11 protein-coding genes are annotated in these 17,744 nt (G+C 73.1%); 4 read left to right on the top strand and 7 right to left on the bottom strand.

Annotated features, from left to right (window positions below):
* Nucleotides 1-172: 172 nt before the first annotated feature.
* The gene (locus ACQ393_RS13550) at nucleotides 173-379 is read left to right on the top strand and encodes a hypothetical protein (protein WP_430647386.1); all 207 of its coding nucleotides are present in this window, start codon (nucleotides 173-175) and stop codon (nucleotides 377-379) included.
* A 60-nt stretch (nucleotides 380-439) separates the two neighbouring features.
* On the opposite strand, the gene ACQ393_RS13545 is transcribed toward ACQ393_RS13550, so the two are convergent.
* From ACQ393_RS13545 to ACQ393_RS13525, 5 genes are all read right to left on the bottom strand, one after another.
* Entirely contained in the window at nucleotides 440-1,495 is a 1,056-nt protein-coding gene (locus ACQ393_RS13545; RefSeq protein ID WP_430647385.1) for a DUF389 domain-containing protein, read from the bottom strand.
* A gap of 121 nt (nucleotides 1,496-1,616) precedes the next feature.
* Nucleotides 1,617-3,929, bottom strand: coding sequence for an immune inhibitor A domain-containing protein (locus ACQ393_RS13540; protein ID WP_430647384.1), 2,313 nt, complete (start codon nucleotides 3,927-3,929; stop codon nucleotides 1,617-1,619).
* A gap of 311 nt (nucleotides 3,930-4,240) precedes the next feature.
* Nucleotides 4,241-5,221, bottom strand: a complete 981-nt coding sequence (locus tag ACQ393_RS13535) for an alpha/beta hydrolase (RefSeq protein WP_430647383.1) — start codon at nucleotides 5,219-5,221, stop codon at nucleotides 4,241-4,243.
* Nucleotides 5,218-6,867: an MFS transporter gene (locus ACQ393_RS13530; protein ID WP_430647382.1), complete on the bottom strand. Its 1,650-nt coding sequence runs from the start codon at nucleotides 6,865-6,867 to the stop codon at nucleotides 5,218-5,220. The genes ACQ393_RS13535 and ACQ393_RS13530 overlap by 4 nt, the downstream gene beginning before the upstream one ends.
* 81 nt (nucleotides 6,868-6,948) lie before the next feature.
* Nucleotides 6,949-7,791, bottom strand: a complete 843-nt coding sequence (locus ACQ393_RS13525) for an MOSC domain-containing protein (RefSeq protein ID WP_430647381.1) — start codon at nucleotides 7,789-7,791, stop codon at nucleotides 6,949-6,951.
* Nucleotides 7,792-7,943: 152 nt separating this feature from the next.
* Here ACQ393_RS13525 and ACQ393_RS13520 point away from each other — a divergent pair, with 152 nt between their 5' ends.
* Nucleotides 7,944-11,072: a DEAD/DEAH box helicase gene (locus ACQ393_RS13520; protein ID WP_430647380.1), complete on the top strand. Its 3,129-nt coding sequence runs from the start codon at nucleotides 7,944-7,946 to the stop codon at nucleotides 11,070-11,072.
* On the opposite strand, the gene ACQ393_RS13515 is transcribed toward ACQ393_RS13520, so the two are convergent.
* Nucleotides 11,069-13,855, bottom strand: a complete 2,787-nt coding sequence (locus ACQ393_RS13515) for a cation-translocating P-type ATPase (RefSeq protein ID WP_430647379.1) — start codon at nucleotides 13,853-13,855, stop codon at nucleotides 11,069-11,071. The two genes, ACQ393_RS13520 and ACQ393_RS13515, sit on opposite strands and share 4 nt — an antisense overlap.
* An 82-nt stretch (nucleotides 13,856-13,937) precedes the next feature.
* Here ACQ393_RS13515 and ACQ393_RS13510 point away from each other — a divergent pair, with 82 nt between their 5' ends.
* Both ACQ393_RS13510 and ACQ393_RS13505 read left to right on the top strand, forming a co-directional pair.
* Complete coding sequence (locus ACQ393_RS13510; RefSeq protein WP_430647378.1) at nucleotides 13,938-15,632, top strand: acyl-CoA dehydrogenase family protein; 1,695 nt, start codon at nucleotides 13,938-13,940, stop codon at nucleotides 15,630-15,632.
* 133 nt (nucleotides 15,633-15,765) lie between these two features.
* Nucleotides 15,766-16,218: a methyltransferase family protein gene (locus tag ACQ393_RS13505; protein ID WP_430647377.1), complete on the top strand. Its 453-nt coding sequence runs from the start codon at nucleotides 15,766-15,768 to the stop codon at nucleotides 16,216-16,218.
* Nucleotides 16,219-16,267: 49 nt separating this feature from the next.
* Here the strand turns inward: ACQ393_RS13505 and ACQ393_RS13500 are convergent, their stop codons facing one another.
* The gene (locus ACQ393_RS13500) at nucleotides 16,268-17,674 is read right to left on the bottom strand and encodes a maltokinase N-terminal cap-like domain-containing protein (protein ID WP_430647376.1); all 1,407 of its coding nucleotides are present in this window, start codon (nucleotides 17,672-17,674) and stop codon (nucleotides 16,268-16,270) included.
* Nucleotides 17,675-17,744 lie beyond the last annotated feature (70 nt).

Here is a 17,744-nt window from a genome sequence, read left to right as displayed (position 1 = left end):
ATCACCCGGATCCTCATGCGGGCGCGGGGCGGGCCGCCCTGAGGTACCTCAGGGCGCACTGAGGCGCGGCGGCGCCCGAAGATAGGTCACCCTCCCGATACGACGCAGGCACCTCAGCGAGGAACCTGAGTGCAGGTGGTCAGCCACCGAAGACGCACGAAGGGATTCCGCCATGGACCTCGCACACACCCTGCTCGCACAGCAGATGGCCGCGAACGATGCCCGAAACGCCGCACTCCACGCGGAGCGCGCGGCCGCACGGACGGCCGCGGCCGACGAGCGCCGCGCGGCCCGCGCCCACCGTCGACTGCATCGCTCGTCGGTCGGCGCCGGCCTGCGGGACCGACTGCACCTCGGCCACGCGCACGGCGCACACTGAGCCCGCCGGCACGGCGCACCCTGACCGCGCCGGCACGGCGCGCGCCGTCGCGAGCCCGCCTCAGTCCCCCGCGTTCACCCGCACCGACGGGATCCACTCGACGTCGACCGTCGTCGGGTCGATGCCCGCGGCGGTGAGCCGGTCGGTGAGGTCAGCGACATCCGGAGCCTCGTCGCCACCGGTGATGCGCACGAGGTACGACAGCGCCGAGACGTAGTCGACCGAGATCACGTCGAGGTCGGCCGTGAGCGCCCACGCCTCCGCGGCCTGCGTGATGTTCGCCTGCTGCGTGTTGAGGCTCGTGGTGACGAAGGTCGAGAGCGCGAGCGGGATCGCGACGAGCACCAGCATGCCGGCGATCGCGATGTTCGACCGCTTCCGATTGACGGCCTTCACGCCCGGCGGCGGTCCCGCCTGGCCGATGCGGCCCCACCGCTGCACGCGGTAGATCGCCATGATCACGACGCCCGTGCCGAGGATCGCGGCGACGTTGGCGATGAAGAGGATGAGCGAGCCGATCGAGCTGCCCCAGTCGCCCGACTCGGCGGCGATGCCGACGACGACGAGCGGCGGCACGAGCGAGATCGCGATCGCGACGCCCGGCAGCGTGTCGGAGATGTCCTTCCGGACGAGCGCGATCGAGCCGACCGCCCCGGTGGCGAGCGCGGCGAGCAGGTCGATGAGCCCTGGGGTCGCGCGTGCGGCGACCTGCGAGTTGGTCTGCTCGGTGATCGGGGTCGCGGCGAGGAGCCCGACGCCCCAGCCGATCAGGATGGCGGCGGCCGCGCCGCCGATCATCATCAGCAGCGAGAACGTCAGGTTCCGTCGATCGCCGAGCACCGTCGCGAGCATCGTGCCCTGGATCGGCAGCATCATCGGCGCGACGATCATGGCGCCGATCACCGTGGCGGTCGAATCGCCGACGACGCCCGCGGCCGCGATGACCGACGAGAGCGAGAGGAGGATCCAGAACCGCTGGATCTTCCGCACGCGCTTCGGTCCGTCGAAGAACACCGAGGCGCGCATGTCCTCGATGCGGTTCAGCGCGTCCGACGGCGGCGGCGGGTAGACGGGCTCGGGCTCCGGAGACGGTTGCGCGGACGGAGGCTGGGACATGCTGGGCTCCTCGATCGGCGCCCGCTTCCGGGGCGCTGAGCCGAGCGTACGACGAGGGCCCGCCTCCGTGATGGAGACGGGCCCTCGCGTGTCATCCGCTGGGGACGACGTGTGCGTCAGCTCACGGGTTGACGACGTGGACCGTCATCGTGCCGCCCGTGTTCTGGTCGGTCACCGTGACCTGCACGCCCGCGCCCGCGACGATCACGCCGCCGAGCGGGTTCGACGAGTGGAAGAACGCGTTCTCGTCGGCGTCCGTGAAGGTCGCCGTCTGCTTCGTGTCACCCGTCGAGCCGACCGCGGCGATGTAGTCCACGGCCTGGCTCTTGCCCTTGCCCACCAGGACCTCCTTGTGCAGTTCGACCTTGTCGATCGTCTGCAGGCCGAAGGTCGCGTCGAACGGCTGGCGACGGTTGCTCGGGCCGGTGCCGTCCTCGTAGGTGAACTTCACGGGGTTGGCGTCCACCGGGAGCGCGAGGCCGTGGCCCTGGTGCTCGATGGTGTTGTTGTCGCTGTAGGCCTCGTCGACCGCCCACACGAGCATGCCGTCCTGGAACGGGAAGTGCTCGACGTGGTCGGGCGCCGTGTAGCCCTGGTCGAACTGGTACGGGCCGGTCTGCAGCGTGGCGTCGTAGTCGACGTAGGTGCGGTTCTCGACGAGGTAGTAGCGGTCGCCCTCGCTCGTCTCGACACCCGTCGAGCGCTTGAAGCCCGCGCCCGCCGCGGTCCAGCCGTTGTCGCCCGACTCGACGTCGTCGGTGAGTAGCGTGGTGCCGCCGCTCTTGATGACGATGTCGTCGAGGAACGCGCCGGCGTAGTGCACGCCGCCGTCGGTCTGGTAGCGGAAGCGGAACTGCGTCTCGGCGCCGCCGGGGACGGTGTACCGCAGGGTCGACCAGCGACCGTTCGAGGAGCCGTCGAGCGGCTTGCCGACCTGCGTCCAGTTCTCGCCGTCGGTCGAGTACTCGGCGTACAGGTAGTCGTAGCCGGCCTCGATGTCGTACCAGGCCTTGGCCGTGACGGTCGCCGAGCGGACGCCGCCGAGGTCGAGCGTGCGGGTCAGCGTCGTGTTGAGGTCGTCGGCGCTGCCGGTCCACCACGCGTACTCACCGGAGTTCGGCGCCGTGTAGGTGCTCTCGATGCCGGCGTCGGCCACGTCGATGACGAGCGCCTGCTCCTGGTCGGCCACCTGGCGGGCCGCGGGGCTGAGCGTGAACTCGCCGGCGTCGCCGGTGCCCTCGCTCACGACCGCGTAGTCGAGCCAGCCGAGCTGGAGCTTCTCCCACGGGCCCATGTAGTTGGGCTTGGTGCCGATGTCCTCGGTGCCGTCGCCGAGCCACGAGCCGCTGGACATGAGGGTCCAGAACGACGTCGAGTTCTCGCCGCCCGCGGTGTCGTAGAAGTCGGGCAGGCCGAGGTCGTGCGCGTACTCGTGCGCGAACACGCCGAGGCCGCCGTTCTCGGGCTCGACCGTGTAGTCGCCGATCCAGATGCCGGAGTCGCCGATCTCGGTGCCGCCGAACTTCACCTGCGTGTCGCCGACCATCGGCCCGGTCTGGCCGAAGTCGGTCGAGTTGACGTACCAGCGGTGCGACCAGATCGCGTCCTCGCCCTGGGCGCCGCCGCCGGCGTCCTCGCCCTCGCCGGCGTGCACGGCCTGGAAGTGGTCGAGGTAGCCGTCGGGCTCGTCGAAGTCGCCGTCGCCGTCGAAGTCGTAGCGGTCCCAGACGTCGAAGCTCGCGAGCTCGGCGCGGATCTCGTCGGGGGACTTCTGCGCCGCGACCTGCGCGGCATACCACGCGTCGGCCGAGTCGGCGATGAACTGCCACGCCCCGCCGTAGTCCTCGACGCTGTTGTCGCCGTAGGTCGACGCGTTGCCGGGCACCTGCACCCAATCGCTGACCTCGCCCTCGACGGTGTAGTTGCCCGACGACTGCTTCGAGTAGAAGTCGGCCATCGAGTCCTCGGCGCCGAAGAACAGGTCCTCGTAGTACGCGGTGTCGAAGTCGGCGCGCCAGTGCGTGCTGTTGTTCACCGTGCGGTCGGGCATGGCGATCTCGTTGTGCAGCGGGCCGGGCGTCGTGCCGAGCTTGCCGCTGCCCTGGTCGCCGAACTCGGCGAGGATCGTGAACAGGCGGCCGCTGCCGCTGACCGCGGCCTCGTAGTACTTGTCCTCCGCGACCTCGACGACGCCGTCCTCGCTCGGCGAGGCCTGGCCCGACAGGATGAGCTCCTGCGCGGCCTTGCGGCGCTCGTCCTGTCGCTGCGTCAGCGGGCCGGGTCGGTTGTCGGGTCGGGCCGCAGATGCGGAGGTCGACTCGGCAGGGGAATCGTTCGCGGGGGCGGCGATCGCGGCCGGGCCGAAGGCGGCCCCGGCGACCATCGTCGCGCTCGCTGCGGTCACAGCGAGCCATCCGCGCGTGCGTTGCTTCACGTGCACTCCTTACAGGGGATTCGCCCGGGATTCACGGGCGAGTGAGAGGGACGCTAACACGCACTCCGGACAGGGGGAAGAGTGCGGAGGGGTCTTGACGAACCCTCACGAACGGCGCACGCGGATGTCGCAGCTTCCGGCGCTCCGACGACGCGAGGTCGCACGAATCGCGTATCCGGTCCGTTCCGGCCGTCGATCCGTGCGACCTCGCGCACGTATGCCGAATGCGCCTCAGGCGGCGGTCCGCTGCGCGCCGACGAGGTCGGCCAGGGCTTCCGTGAGCGGCGAGGTCCGCGAGCGCGGCCGCGACCTCACTCGGCGAGACCCGCGACGAAGTCGAGGCTCGACTCCGAGATCAGGTCGCGGGCCTCGTCGTCGGTGAGCTCGGGCGTGCCGTCGCCCGCCTGGGGCCCGTAGTCGCCGAACTGGGCGTGCGATGCGCCCGCGATCTCGGTGAACCGGGTCTCGGGCGGCAGGTCCGCACGCGAGGCCTCGATCTTGGCGGGCGTCGCCAATCCGTCGCGCGAGCCGGAGATCGACGCCACGGGAACGGTCAGGCTCTCCGAGACGTCGCCCGCCGGATAGGAGGCGTAGAGCAGGAGTCCGGCGGCGGGCGCCGTCGCGTCGGCATCGGCGCCATCGGCCTGCATCGTCGCGACCGTGCCGCCCAGGGAGTGCCCGCCGAGCACCCATCGTCCGACGTCGGGATGCGTCGCGCGCGCGTCATCGAACGCGGAGAGGGCCAGGAACGCGATCCCGAGCGGCTGCTTCGCGATGACCACGGTGTTCCCGTCCCGGGCGAGCGGGCTCAGGACGGCGGCATAGGCCCGAGCGTCGACGAGGGCGCCGGGCTGGAAGAAGACGCCCGTGCCGCCGCCCCCCGAGGTCGGGGCGATCGTGATCGACGTCGGGGTCTCGGTCACCTCGACGGTCCCGTCGGAGGTCATCGCGGTGAGCGAGGGTTCGGTCGCGGGGTGGGGACGGAGCCATCCGATCACCCCGATCCAGGCGACCGCGGCCACGAGGAGCACGACCCGCACCGCCAGGCGCCATCCGCTCGCGCGAGCGGGGCGGCGGATGGCGAGGACGAGCGTCACCGCGCCGCCGATCGCGGTCAGGGCGAGCAGGATCGCGTACGCCGGGTGCCCGTGCGCGACGGCGTCCCAGGCGGTCACGGCGACCCAGCCGACGACGAGCAGGGCGGCGGCAGCGACGACGCGGACGAGCCAGGTGCTCCAGCCGGCACGGCGCGCCGGTTCCCCGACGCTCGTCGACGACGACGGGGTGTTCATGCCCTCGGACCTTCCTGTGCGCCGTCCACGGCGGCCGTCGGCGCACCGACGTCGTCGCTCCGCCTCCTGCGCGAGGCGCCCTCGCCGACGGTGCGTGAGCGCAGCGACGTCGAGGCCGCGAGCGCGAGTGCGAGGAACGCGGCCGCGCCGTACGCCGAGGCCGAAGCGGCGACGGTGAAGCTCGCGGCCGCCTCGTCGCCGACCGCGGCCGTGGCCGGGTCGGCGCGGAGGGCCGGGATGGCGGCGCCCGCGCTCCGGGTCACGACGGTCACGGCCTGATCCCGCGTGGTCGCGTCGAGCCCGTCGAGGCGGGCGTCGAGATCGGCCTGCAGCGTGCCGAAGAGCACCGTGCCCAGGATGGCGATGCCGAGCGCCGAGCCGATCTGGCGCGCCGTGCTCTGCGTGCCCGACGCCTGGCCGCTCTGGTCGACGGGGATGTCGGCGAGGACGACGTTGGTGACCTGGGAGCTGGCGAGGCCGATGCCGATGCCGTACACGAAGAGCAGCCCGCTGAGCTGGACCCATGACGAGTCCGCGCTGAGGGTGATCGCCAGGCCGAGGACGCCGACGAGTTCGAGGGCGATGCCCACCCGGAGGATGCCGATCGGGGTCAGCCTGCGGGCGAGGCCGCTGACCGCTCCGGTGGCCAGGAACGAGCCGACGGCGAGCGCGATCAGGACGAGTCCCGCCTGCAGGGCGTCGTAGCCGAGGACGTTCTGGACCCAGAGCGGCAGCACGAAGAGGATGCCGAGTTCGCCGAGGCTGATGATGGCCGAGACCAGGTTGCCGACCGAGAACGTCCGGACGGCGAAGAGGTCCAGGGGGAGCAGCGTCGATCGGCCGTGCCGTCGTCGACGCCGCTCCCAAGCGAGGAAGGCCAGGCCCGAGACCAGTGCCGCGGCCAGCAGCCACGGGGTCGGCGAGACCGCGAACGGCCAGGACCATCCGGCGACGGTCGGAACCTCGCCCGTCGCCCACCAGCCGAGCGTGCGCCCCTCGATGAGCGCGAACACGAGCGTTCCCGCGGAGACGACGACGAGGACCGAGCCGAGGACGTCGAACCGCGAGCCGGTTCGCTCGGAGCGCGACTCGTCGAGGGCCAGGAGGGCGCCGACGACGACGAGGATCCCGAACGGCACGTTGATGCCGAACGCCCAGCGCCAGGAGAAGTCGGTGATGAGCCATCCGCCGAGCAGGGGGCCCACCGCTGCCATGCCGCCGATGATGGAGCCCCACACCGCGAAGGCCGTCGTGCGATCGCGCCCGCGGAACATCGCGTTGATGAGCGACATCGTGCCGGGGAGGACCATGGCGCCGCCGACCCCCTGCAGGACGCGGGCCGCGATGAGCAGTTCGCCCGAGGGTGCGATGCCCGCCAGGACGGACGCCGCGGTGAAGACGGTGACGCCGAGGATCAGGATCCGTCGGCGACCGATCCGGTCGCCGAGCGCACCGAACGGGATGAGCAGTGCGGCGAACACCAGCGTGTACGACTCCTGCACCCACTGCACCTGCGTCGAACTCAGCCCGAGGTCGTCGACGATCGAGGGGATCGCGACGTTCACGATGGTCGTGTCGACGATGATGAGCGAAACGGCGAGTCCGATGACGGCGAGGCCGAGCCAGCGGAGCTTCGAAGGGGACATGCCGGAGAGTTTACCGACAGAGTGTCGGTAAACCCAATCCCCCGCGCATGGTCGCCTCCGGTTCCAGCCGGGCGGGGCCGGTCAGGCCTCCTCGACCTCGACCTCGTCGCCGACCGAGATGCGCCGCACGACCGAGGCGGCGCGCTCGGGCCGGCCGCGGTCCTCCGATTCAGGAATGATCCGGATGCCGAACCAGGTCGCGCCGTCCCACTTGCGGTGCGTCGCGAGCGTGCGGACCGGCTCCTTGCCGCGCGCCAGGGTGTCGGGATCGATCGTCGTCATGACGCAGCGGTCGCAGACCTCGCCGAACCGGAAGCGGACGCCGCCGATGCGCACGTTCCGCCACGAGTCCTCCGCGAACGGCACGTCGCCGTCGACGACGACGTTCGGCCGGAACCGCACGACATCCAGCGGCGCCACGTCCTCCGGCGTCCACGCGTCCAGCTGCGCGAGCGACGACTCGCTCACGAGCAGCAGGGGCCCCGCGTCGGCGAGCGTCAGCCCGTCACCGGGGAGGCCGCCGTGCGTGTCCTTCACGGGCCGCTGCGACGGGTCGGGCTGCCAGACGAGCCGCAGCGGCATCCGCATGCGCTCGCTCACCCACGCGTCGGCCTCGTCGCCGGCGGGCAGCGCCTCGCGTTGGCGCGAGTGGCCGACCGCGATGGGCGCGGCGCCGAGCGGCGGATCGACGCGCAGCGGTTCGGCACCGTCCGGCCCGCCGAGCAGCAGGCCGCCGTCGGCGAGCGGTTCGGCCGTGAGTCCGAGCAGGGCGTTGCGCTCCCGCGCCGTGACGGGCGTGCCATCCGGTTCGACGACGCCCCACCGCCGGTCGCCCTCGAGCCCCCAGGGGCGCACGACGGCCGAACCGACGTCGAACCCCGCGAACGACTTCACCGGGTAGAGGCGGAGGCGGGTCACCTGCATCCGCTCACGCTATCCGACCCGGCCCGCACGACCGCCGCGTTCGTGACGCCCGACACGGAGGTCGACACCGTGGCCTTCCGCCGTTGCGGCCCGCGACCTGACCGCGCTCACTCGCGAACCGATCGTCGGACGTGCGTGCGAGCATGGACGGCATGCCCGCCGACCGCACGCCCGACTGGCGCGCCGCCCTCGCGGGCCTCGACGCGAGCGCCGCGGTCGCGTCGGCGGCCGGTGCGACGACGGATGCCGCGTCCGTCCGCGGCACGGGCGACCTCCGTCCGCTCGGCCTCCAGTTCGAGCTGCGTCGCCGCGTCCAGCGCCGGAACGGCGAGTGGCGCGGTCCGCGTGACGAGCCCGCACGGCGCGCGCCGGCGGTCGACCGGCTCGCCGTCCGGCCGGTCGCGCAGGGCGCCCGCGGCGCCTGGGTGAAGGACGGCCTCACGTGGCAGAACATCGCCTACCAGGCCTCCGCCGCGGGGGTCGACCCCGCGCAGTCGCGGTGGTTCGCGCAGTTCGCGATGCTCAAGGGCACGACGCCGTCGGTGCACGTCTACGGCTCCGAGTGGATCACGGTCGACGAGTTCGACAGCCCGCTGCTGTGGGCGCTCCTCGCGGAGGCGGGTCGGCTCGGCATCGCGCTCGTCGGATCGGACGTCACGCCCGAGGTCGTGCTGCAGGGCGCGGCGACGCTCGGCCTCGACGCGAGCCGCGCCGACGGCGACCTGGTGCTCGCCCCGACGCTGACGGTCGACGGCGCGCCGCGATCGCTCGGCCTCGGTGCGGGCGTCGGCGCGGGAACGGGCGGGGACGCGTCCGGAGCAGGCGGCAGCACCGGCGTCGGCATCCGCCCGATCGCCGCGCACGGGCTCTACCGCTTCGACCTCGACGCCGGCCGCATCGAGCTCGCGCCGGTCCCGAGCGGTCTCGGCTCCGCCGAGCTCGCGCTCCTCGATGCGCCCGAACCGATCCGCGTGCCGGCCGCCGAGGTGCCCGAGTTCCTCACCGCGCACGTGCACCCGCTCGCCCGCACGCTCGCGATCACGAGCCGCGACGCCACCTTCGAGCTGCCGCCGACGCCGCCCGCGACGCTCGTGCTCGACGCCCGGTACGAGCCCGACGACGTGCTGCGCCTCGCCTGGCGGTGGGAACGCGCAGACGGCCGGGTCTCCGAGGTCGACCCGTCCGCCGAGCCCGACCCCGAGTTCGACGACGACCTCGTCGCCCGCGTCGCCGACGAGCTCGGCTGGGTGCCGTTCGAGGCGGTCCTCCTCCGCGGCATCGACGCGGCCGAGTTCTCGGCCGAGCGGATGCCGCGTCTCGAGGCGCTCGCGGATCGGAGCCCGAGCCCGTTCCGCATCGACGTGCGCGGCGAGCGCCCCGACTACCGCGAGGCGACCGAGCGGCCGGAGCTCGCGGTCTCGCTCGTCGAGAGCCGCAAGCGCGACTGGTTCGACCTCGGCGTCGTCGTGACCGTCGGCGGGCGGAAGGTCCCGTTCATGCCGCTCTTCCGCGCGCTCGCGACGGGCCGCAAGCGCCTGCTCCTCGTCGACAAGTCGTACCTCTCGCTCGACCTCCCGGTGTTCGACGAGCTCCGCGACCTCATCGAGGAGGCCGGCACGCTCGAGGAGTGGGAGACGGGCGTGCGCATCCCGCCCAGCCGCATGAGCCTCTGGGCCGACTTCGAAGACCTGGCGGATGTCGCCGAGCCCGCGCTCGCGTGGCGTGCGACGGTCGCGGGGCTCGAGCACGGCGACGTGCCCGACCTCCCCCCTCCGGCGGGCCTCACGCTGCCGCTCCGCCCGTACCAGCTCGACGGGTTCCGGTGGCTCGCGTTCCTGCACGCGAACCGACTCGGCGGCGTGCTCGCCGACGACATGGGCCTCGGCAAGACCGTGCAGTGCCTCGCGCTCATGCAGCACGCGGTCGAGCGGGCGACGACGGATGCCGCGGCCGCGCCGGCCGCCGGAGCGCCGCCCTTCCTCGTGGTCGCCCCCACGTCGGTCGCCTCGAACTGGGTGCGCGAGGCCGCCCGGTTCGCGCCCGGGCTGCGCGTGGCATCCGTCACCGCGACGACCGCGAAGCGGCGCCGGTCGCTCTCCGACATCGCCGCGGGCGCCGATCTCGTCGTCACGACCTACGCCGTGCTCCGTCTCGAGGCCGAGGAGTTCGGCGACCTCGAATGGGGCGGGCTGATCCTCGACGAGGCGCAGTTCGTGAAGAACGCGGAGACGCGCGTGCACGAGGCCGCCCGCGGCATCCGCGCCCCGTTCCGCCTCGCCGTGACCGGTACGCCGCTCGAGAACCACCTCGGCGAGCTGTGGGCGATCCTCCGGATCGTCGCGCCGGGGCTGTTCCCATCGCGCCGGGCGTTCGACGAGCGCTACCGCCGGCCCATCGAGGAGGAGGGCAACGCCGAGCGCCTCGACCGGCTGCGCCGACGCATCCGGCCGCTCGTGCTGCGCCGCACGAAGGAGGCCGTCGCACCCGAGCTGCCGCCCAAGCAGGAGCAGGTGCTCGAGGTCGAGCTCGTACCCGAACACCGGCGGCTCTACGACGTCGTGCTGCAGCGCGAGCGGCAGAAGCTGCTCGGCCTCGTCGACGACCTCGACCGGCAGCGGTTCATCGTCTACCGGTCGCTCACGCTCCTCCGCCTGCTCGCGCTCGACGCGAGCCTCGTCGACGCCGAGCGGCACGCCGGCATCCCGTCGGCCAAGCTCGACGCGCTCTTCGAGCAGCTCGACGACGTGCTCGCCGAGGGCCACCGCGCGCTCGTGTTCAGCCAGTTCACCTCGTTCCTCGACCGCGTGACCGAACGGCTGGATGCCGCGGGCGTGCCGTACGCGCACCTCGACGGGTCGACGCCCGCGCGCCGCCGCGACGAGGAGGTCGCGCGCTTCCGCGCGGGCGAGGCATCCGTCTTCTGCATCAGCCTCAAGGCCGGCGGCGTCGGGCTGAACCTCATCGAGGCCGACTACGTGTTCCTCATGGACCCGTGGTGGAACCCGGCGAGCGAAGACCAGGCGATCGACCGCGCCCACCGCATCGGGCAGGACAAGCAGGTCATGGTCTACCGGCTCGTCGCCGCGGGCACGATCGAGCAGAAGGTCATGGAGCTCAAGGCGAAGAAGGGCGAGCTCGCGGCATCCGTGCTCGATGCGGCGGACGGCGACGCGGCCGTCGGCGTCGAGGAGGGCGCCGACGGGCGGCCAGACGCCGCGGACGGCGCGTTCTCCCGCGCGACGCTCGATGCGGACGACCTCCGCGGGCTGCTCGAGGGCTAGGCTCCCGTCGTGCGGGCCGGCTCGACCGGCCCGTCCGCCCGCTCCTGCTCGCGCACCCGCTCCCGCTCCGCAGCCCGGAGCCGCCGGATCCACTTGTCGCCCTCGACGGCCACCACGACGAAGAGCAGCAGCACGAGGCACTCCAGCCACTGCCATCCGGTGAGCGAGACGGTGCCGAGCAGCCGCTGCAGGAAGCCGAGCTCGGTCGAGAGCACGATGATGAGCACCGGCCAGACGAGGAGCTTCGCGACCGCCGCGATCGGTGCGACGAGGCCCGACTCGGGGGAGCGGCGCATCATGAGCGCGCTGAGCACCGTGCCGAAGCCGACGATCACGTACGCCATCGTCATCGACGCCGTCGGCGTGTCGGGGCTCGGTGCATCGGGACCCCAGACGAGCGGCACGAGCGAGACGAGGAAGATGACGAGCCCGTATCCGAGCCATTCGCCGACGGCGTGCGGGTTGACGATGCCGAGCTTCGGGTCGCGCGGCGGATGCGACATGGTCGCGGGCGGCGGGGCGTCGGCGGCGATCGCGAGGACCGAGAAGAGGGTCACGAAGAAGTTGAGGAAGAGCACCTGGGCGGGGAACAGCGCGACGCCGTCGGCGATCTGGAACGCGCTCGCCGCGAGGAACAGCAGGATCAGGCTGATCAGCTGGGTCATCTGGAAGCGGAGGAACGCGGTGATCTTGGCGTACACGATGCGGCCGAGCTCGACCGCGTGCACGAGCGTGGCGAAGTTGTCGTCGGTGAGCACGAGCTTCGCCGCCTGCTTCGTCACCTCGGAGCCGGAGCCCATCGCGACGCCCACGTCGGCCTGCTTGATCGCCGCGGCGTCGTTCACGGCGTCGCCGGTCATCGCGACGATGGCGCCCTGCGACTGCAGCAGCCGCACGAGCCGGAGCTTGTCATCGGGCGTGACCCGCCCGAAGACGTGCAGGTCGGGCAGGCGCTCGGTGAGCTCCTCGTCGCTCATCGCCTGCAGCTCCGCGCCGCTCACCGCCCCGCGGCCGAGGCCGAGCTCGCGGCCGATCGCTCCGGCCGTGACCGCGTGGTCGCCCGTGATCATGCGCACCTCGATGCCGGCCGACGCGGCCAGCTCGACCGCGGTCTTCGCTTCGGGACGCAGCGGGTCGACGATGCCGACCAGCCCGATGAGCGTGAGCTCCTGCACCCACGACATGGGGTCGGCCGCGACGCGACCCTCGTCGGCGTCGTCGAGGAACCGCGCGGCGAAGGCGAGCGTCCGCAGGCCCTGCGCCGACATGCCCTCGAGCTCGGCGGTCGCGGCCTCCGCGTCGACGGGCGCGACCTCGCGCTCGGTCGTGAGCATCGACGTGCAGCGTCCGAGGACGACATCGGGCGCGCCCTTCACGAGCAGCACGAGGCGCGTCTCTCCGCGCACCGGCATGCGCTGCAACGTCGCCATGAACTTGTAGTCGGAGTCGAACGGCACCTCGGCCAGGCGCGGGAAGTCGCGCCGCGCGGCATCCGCGTCGATGCCGAGCTTCGCGCCGAGCACGATGAGCGCCGCCTCGGTCGGGTCGCCCACGACCACGCCCTCGGTCGACACGGTCGCGTCGTTCGGCAGGCTGATCGCGAGCCCGAGCGTCTTCGCCTCGACGGGCTCGTCGGTCGCTCCGAGCATCTGCCCGGTGGACGAGTAGCCCTCGCCCGTCACGCGGAAGTGGTCGCCGCCCATCCACGCCGTCCGCACGGTCATCTCGTTCATCGTGAGCGTGCCGGTCTTGTCGGAGCAGATCGCGCTCGTCGCGCCGAGCGTCTCGACGTCGTTGAGGGAGGCCACGATCGCACGTTCCGCGGCGAGCTTGGACGCGCCCCACGACAGCAGCCCCTGCACGAACACGGGCAGGCCGGTCGGGATCGCCGAGATCGCGACCGCCGTGCCGAGGAAGAGCAGCTCCTCGACGCTCTGCCCGCGCACGGCGCCGATCACGATGATGACGAGCACGGCGCCCCACGCGATGAGTCCGAGCACCTTCGTGAGCCCGTCGAGCTCGCGCTGCAGCGGCGACTTCCCGGAGTCGACCTCGGTGAGCAGCGACGCGATGCGGCCCATCTGGGTGCGCATCCCGGTCTCGGCGACCACCATGCGGGCGGTGCCACGCGTCACCGACGTGTTCTGGAACACCATCGCCGTCCGATCGGCGAGCGCGGTGTCGGCGTCGTTCGCGCTCGGGCCCTTCGGGATCGGCAGCGACTCGCCGGTGAGCGCCGCCTCCTGGGTCTCGAGGTTCGCGGCGCGCAGGATGCGCCCGTCGGCGGGCACCAGGTCGCCGGCCTCGAGGTCGACGATGTCGCCGGGCACGAGATCCGTGGCATCCACCAGGCGGATCGAGCCGTCGCGCAGCACGCGCGCCTGCGGCGTCTGCAGCTTCGCGAGCGCGTCGACGCTGCGGCGCGCCTTCAGTTCCTGCCGGGTGCCGCTGATCACGTTGTAGAGCACGAGGATCGCGACGATGATCGCGGTCGACACCTGGCCGATGAGGAGCGACACGATGGCGACGGCGATGAGCATGAGGGTCATCAGCTGGCTCACCTGGCCGAGCGCGATGCGCCAGGTGCTCGGCGGCGGGGCGCTGACGAGGGCGTTCGGCCCGACGGCGGCGAGCCGGGCGGCCGCGTCGGCCTCGGTGAGCCCGTGCGCGGCGTCGCTCCTCGCCTCGGCGAGGGCGTCCTCCGGGTGGAGCGACCACCAGGCCGTGCCCGGCTCCTCGGGCGCCGGCGACGGCGATGACTGCGGCCTCGTGTCGATGCTCACCGGACCCCCTCGGGAACTCGTCTGGCCACACCCTAGCGGCGGAGCGCAGGCGGCACACGAGAATGGACGGCGGAGGTCGACGATGATCACGCACGAGGTCCCGAACCAGGCTCCGCCCCGCGAGGGCGTCGACGAGTTCGCCGCGAACGTCCCGCTCGTCGAGTCGGTGGCGCGGTGGGGGACGGCAGCGTGCTCCGGTGCACCCTCCCATGAGGCGGATGCCGCGTCCCGCGCGCTGCACGAGCTCGGCCGCCGTGTCGGCGCGGCGGCGTTCCAGCACGATGCCGAACTGGCGAACACCGACCCGCCGCGGCTCGTCACCCACGATCGCTGGGGCACCCGGATCGACGAGGTCGAGTACGACGAGTCCTACCACCGCATCATGGCGATCGCGACCGCCGCGGGGGCGCACACCTCGGCGTGGGCCGACCCGCGGCCCGGTGCGAGCGTCGACCGCGCGGCCGCGTTCCTCCTGCTCGCGCAGGTCGAGCCGGGGCACGCCTGCCCGATCTCGATGACCCACGCCGCGGTCGCGACGCTCGAGTACGCCGCCGGCGGGCTGCGGGCCGAGTGGATGCCGCGGCTGCTGAGCCGCGCGTACGAGCCCGGGCTGGACGGCGGCGACGGTGCCCCGAAGTCCTCCGCACTCGTGGGCATGGCGATGACCGAGAAGCAGGGCGGCTCCGACGTGCGCGCGAACACGACGCGGGCCGTGCCGCGCGCGGGAGGCGGCATCCGCTCGGAGTGGGGGGCCGAGTTCGCCCTGACCGGGCACAAGTGGTTCTGCAGCGCGCCCATGAGCGACGCGTTCCTCGTGCTCGCACAGGCGCCGGGCGGGCTGTCGTGCTTCTTCGTGCCGCGCGTGCTCCCGGGCGGCGAGCGCAACGTGTTCCGCATCCAGCGGCTGAAGGACAAGCTCGGCAACCGCTCGAACGCCTCGAGCGAGATCGAGCTCGACGACACGACCGGCTGGCTCGTCGGCGAGGAGGGCCGCGGTGTCGCGACCATCGTGCAGATGGTGAACCGCACGCGCCTCGACTGCGTCATCGGCACCGCGGCCGGCATGCGGCAGTCGGTCGCCGAGGCGGCCTGGCACGTGCGGCACCGCCGCGCCTTCGGCGCGCTGCTCGTCGACCAGCCCGCGATGGCCGCGGTCGTCGCCGACCTCGCCCTCGAGTCGGAGGCCGCGACGCTCACGGCCATGCGGCTCGCGCGCGCATACGACGTCGACGCGTCCGACTCCGAGCAGGCGTTCCGGCGGCTCGCGACCGCGGTGGCGAAGTTCTGGATCTGCAAGCGCGGCGCCGACCACGCGGCCGAGTCCCTCGAGTGCCTGGGCGGCAACGGGTACACCGAGGGCTTCCCGCTCGCGCGCCGCTACCGCGAGCAGCCGCTCCTCGCCGTCTGGGAGGGCTCGGGCAACGTCATCGCGCTCGACGTGCTGCGCGTGCTCGCCCGCGAGCCCGAGGCGTTCATGGCCTTCTTCGACGTCGTCGGCGAGGCGGCGGGCGAGGACCCCGGGTTCGACCTCGCGCTCGCCGAGGCGCGCGCCGTCGTCGGCGAACTGAGCGGGGCGGATGCCGCGACGGCGGCGCTGCGCGCACGGGAACTGACCGAACGGCTCGCGCTCGTGCTCGAGGGGTCGCTGCTCCTCCAGCACTCGCCCGGGGCGGTGGCCGACGCGTTCGTGCGGTCGCGCCTCGAGGGCGACGGCGGGTCGATGTACGGCGCGCTGCCGCCGGGCGTCGACGTCGGCGCGATCCTGGCGCGGGCGTGACGGCGGGCGTGACGCGCGGGCGTGACGGGCGGGCGTGACGGGCGGGCGCGGTGCGCGTGCGTCCCGCAGGGCGGCTCCGGCTCGGCCCGTCCCGCCTGGCGGGTCCGGGGCCGGCCGCGAGAGGATGGCTCGTATGAAGGATCGCGCGAACTGGCTCGTCCTGGCGCAGTTCGTGCTGCTCGCCCTCCCGCTGCTGCCGGGCGACCCGCTCTGGGCCGGGCAGCAGGCCACGGTGCTCGCGGTGCTCCTCGTCATCACCGGACTCGTGATCTCGGGCGCCGGCGTCGTCGCGCTCGGCCGCGACCTCGTGCCGTGGGTCGCGCCGCGGGAGGGCGCGACGCTCCGGACCGGCGGCGTGTTCCGGCTGACCCGCAACCCGGTCTACGTCGGCCTCCTCATCGCGACCGCGGGCTGGGTGATCTGGCGGGCGCGCATCGAGCTCGTGGTGGTGTGGGTGCTGCTCGCGGTCGTGCTCGTCGTGAAGGCCCACCTCGAGCAGCACCGGCTCCTCGCCGCATTCGGCGACGACTACCGCGAGTACGCCGAACGGACGCCGCTGCTGCTCTGGGCCCGCGGCATCCGCTGAACCGCCGAGCGCACCCCGTGCCCGAGCCGGCGCACGCAGGCGACCGGCATCAGCCGGCACTCGCCTCCGGCGAGGCCTGCAGCGGGCCCGATTCGAGCAGACCAGCGATCGCGCGGAGCGGGATCGGCGCCCAGTCCGGGCGGTTCCGCGTCTCGTAGATCGCCTCGTAGACGGCCTTGTCCAGCTCGAACGCCGCGAGCAGGTCGCGGTAGACGGTGAGGTCCATGCCGGATGCCGCGACGTACCCGTCGACGAAGGCCTGCCGAGCGGATGCCGCCCAGGCGTGCGCGTCGGCGGCCCGTTCCGGCTTCGCGAGCCCCGTCGCGCCGGCGACGTAGTCGAACGAGCGCAGCATGCCCGCGACGTCCCGCACCGGCAGGTCGGGTCGCCGGCGTTCGGCCATCGGCCGCATCGGCTCGCCCTCGAAGTCGAGCAGGAACCAGCCGCGGCCCGGCGCGAGGATCACCTGCCCGAGGTGCAGGTCGCCGTGCACCCGCTGCAGGTCGGGCCACGCGCCGGCCTCGGCGCGCGCGTAGAACGCCTCGATCTCGGCCCGGTGCGGCTCGAGCGCCGGGACCTCGGCGACCGCGATGGTGAGCCGTCGAGTCCACGCCGCCGCCACGGCCGCCACGAGCTCCGGCGAAGCGGGCGCCCGGCCGAAGGACGCGCCGAGGGCCGCGTGCACCTCCGAGACGGCGAGGCCGAGGGCGTGCGCCTCGGCGGCGAAGTCCCGAGCGGATGCCGCGGCGAGGAGCGCCACGCGCCAGGCGTCCTCCACGCCGGGGAGGAACTCCTGCGCGAAGGCGAGGTGCCCGCGTGCGCGGCCGTCGCCGCGGCCCACGTCGTCCCACTCGCCGACGACGTCGCCCACGACCGGGGGGATGTGCGGCGAACCGGATGCCGCGAGCGCGGACTGCAGCGTGACATCCGGATTCTCGCCGTGGTGCAGTTGCCGGAACACCTTGCAGATGACGGGTGCCGCGCCGTCGGGGCGGTACACGATCGAGGTGTTCGACTGCTCGCCGCCCAGCACCGTCGCGGGCACGACGTCGGCGCGACCCGGGAGCGCGTCGGCGTCGGGCCCCGCGGCCGGGTGCCCGATGGCGGACGCGCCATGCGCGACCGCCCGGCCGCCGGTTCGGATGAGGGTGAGCAGCCCGCCCGTGAACGCCGGGTCGTGCGGCCCGTCGTAGACGTGGGTGCCGTCGGCGAGCACGCCGACGAGGTGCGCCTCGGCGCCCGCGACGGGCTGGTGACGCTCGACGACCGGCACCTGGTAGAGCACCGGCGGCTCGGCGGCGTCGTCCATCACGAGGAGCGACAGGACGCGCACTCCGGGTTCGGTCGTCGGCAGCTCCCACGCGCCGATGCGACGGAGCGTCGGGATCCGGCCCTTGCCGCCGAACCACCGTTGCTCCGGCATCCAGGCCGCGATCGCCCCCAGCGCGCCGTCCATGTCTGAACCCTAGGGGCGCACGGACCGCCGCGTCGAGGCGCCACGCGACGACGCGCCCGGACGGGGTGGG

Origin of the sequence: Agromyces sp. GXS1127 (genome assembly GCF_050565425.1) — a bacterium.
GTDB lineage: Bacteria > Actinomycetota > Actinomycetes > Actinomycetales > Microbacteriaceae > Agromyces.
This window is presented reverse-complemented; position numbering and strand designations above follow the sequence as displayed.

Coding starts and splice junctions, on each gene's coding strand:
- ACQ393_RS13545 (WP_430647385.1), bottom strand. CDS start 1,495: ATGTCCCAGCCTCCGTCCGCGCAACCGTCTCCGGAGCCCGAGCCCGTC.
- ACQ393_RS13510 (WP_430647378.1), top strand. CDS start 13,938: ATGATCACGCACGAGGTCCCGAACCAGGCTCCGCCCCGCGAGGGCGTC.
- ACQ393_RS13520 (WP_430647380.1), top strand. CDS start 7,944: ATGCCCGCCGACCGCACGCCCGACTGGCGCGCCGCCCTCGCGGGCCTC.
- ACQ393_RS13500 (WP_430647376.1), bottom strand. CDS start 17,674: ATGGACGGCGCGCTGGGGGCGATCGCGGCCTGGATGCCGGAGCAACGG.
- ACQ393_RS13535 (WP_430647383.1), bottom strand. CDS start 5,221: ATGAACACCCCGTCGTCGTCGACGAGCGTCGGGGAACCGGCGCGCCGT.
- ACQ393_RS13505 (WP_430647377.1), top strand. CDS start 15,766: ATGAAGGATCGCGCGAACTGGCTCGTCCTGGCGCAGTTCGTGCTGCTC.
- ACQ393_RS13530 (WP_430647382.1), bottom strand. CDS start 6,867: ATGTCCCCTTCGAAGCTCCGCTGGCTCGGCCTCGCCGTCATCGGACTC.
- ACQ393_RS13525 (WP_430647381.1), bottom strand. CDS start 7,791: ATGCAGGTGACCCGCCTCCGCCTCTACCCGGTGAAGTCGTTCGCGGGG.
- ACQ393_RS13550 (WP_430647386.1), top strand. CDS start 173: ATGGACCTCGCACACACCCTGCTCGCACAGCAGATGGCCGCGAACGAT.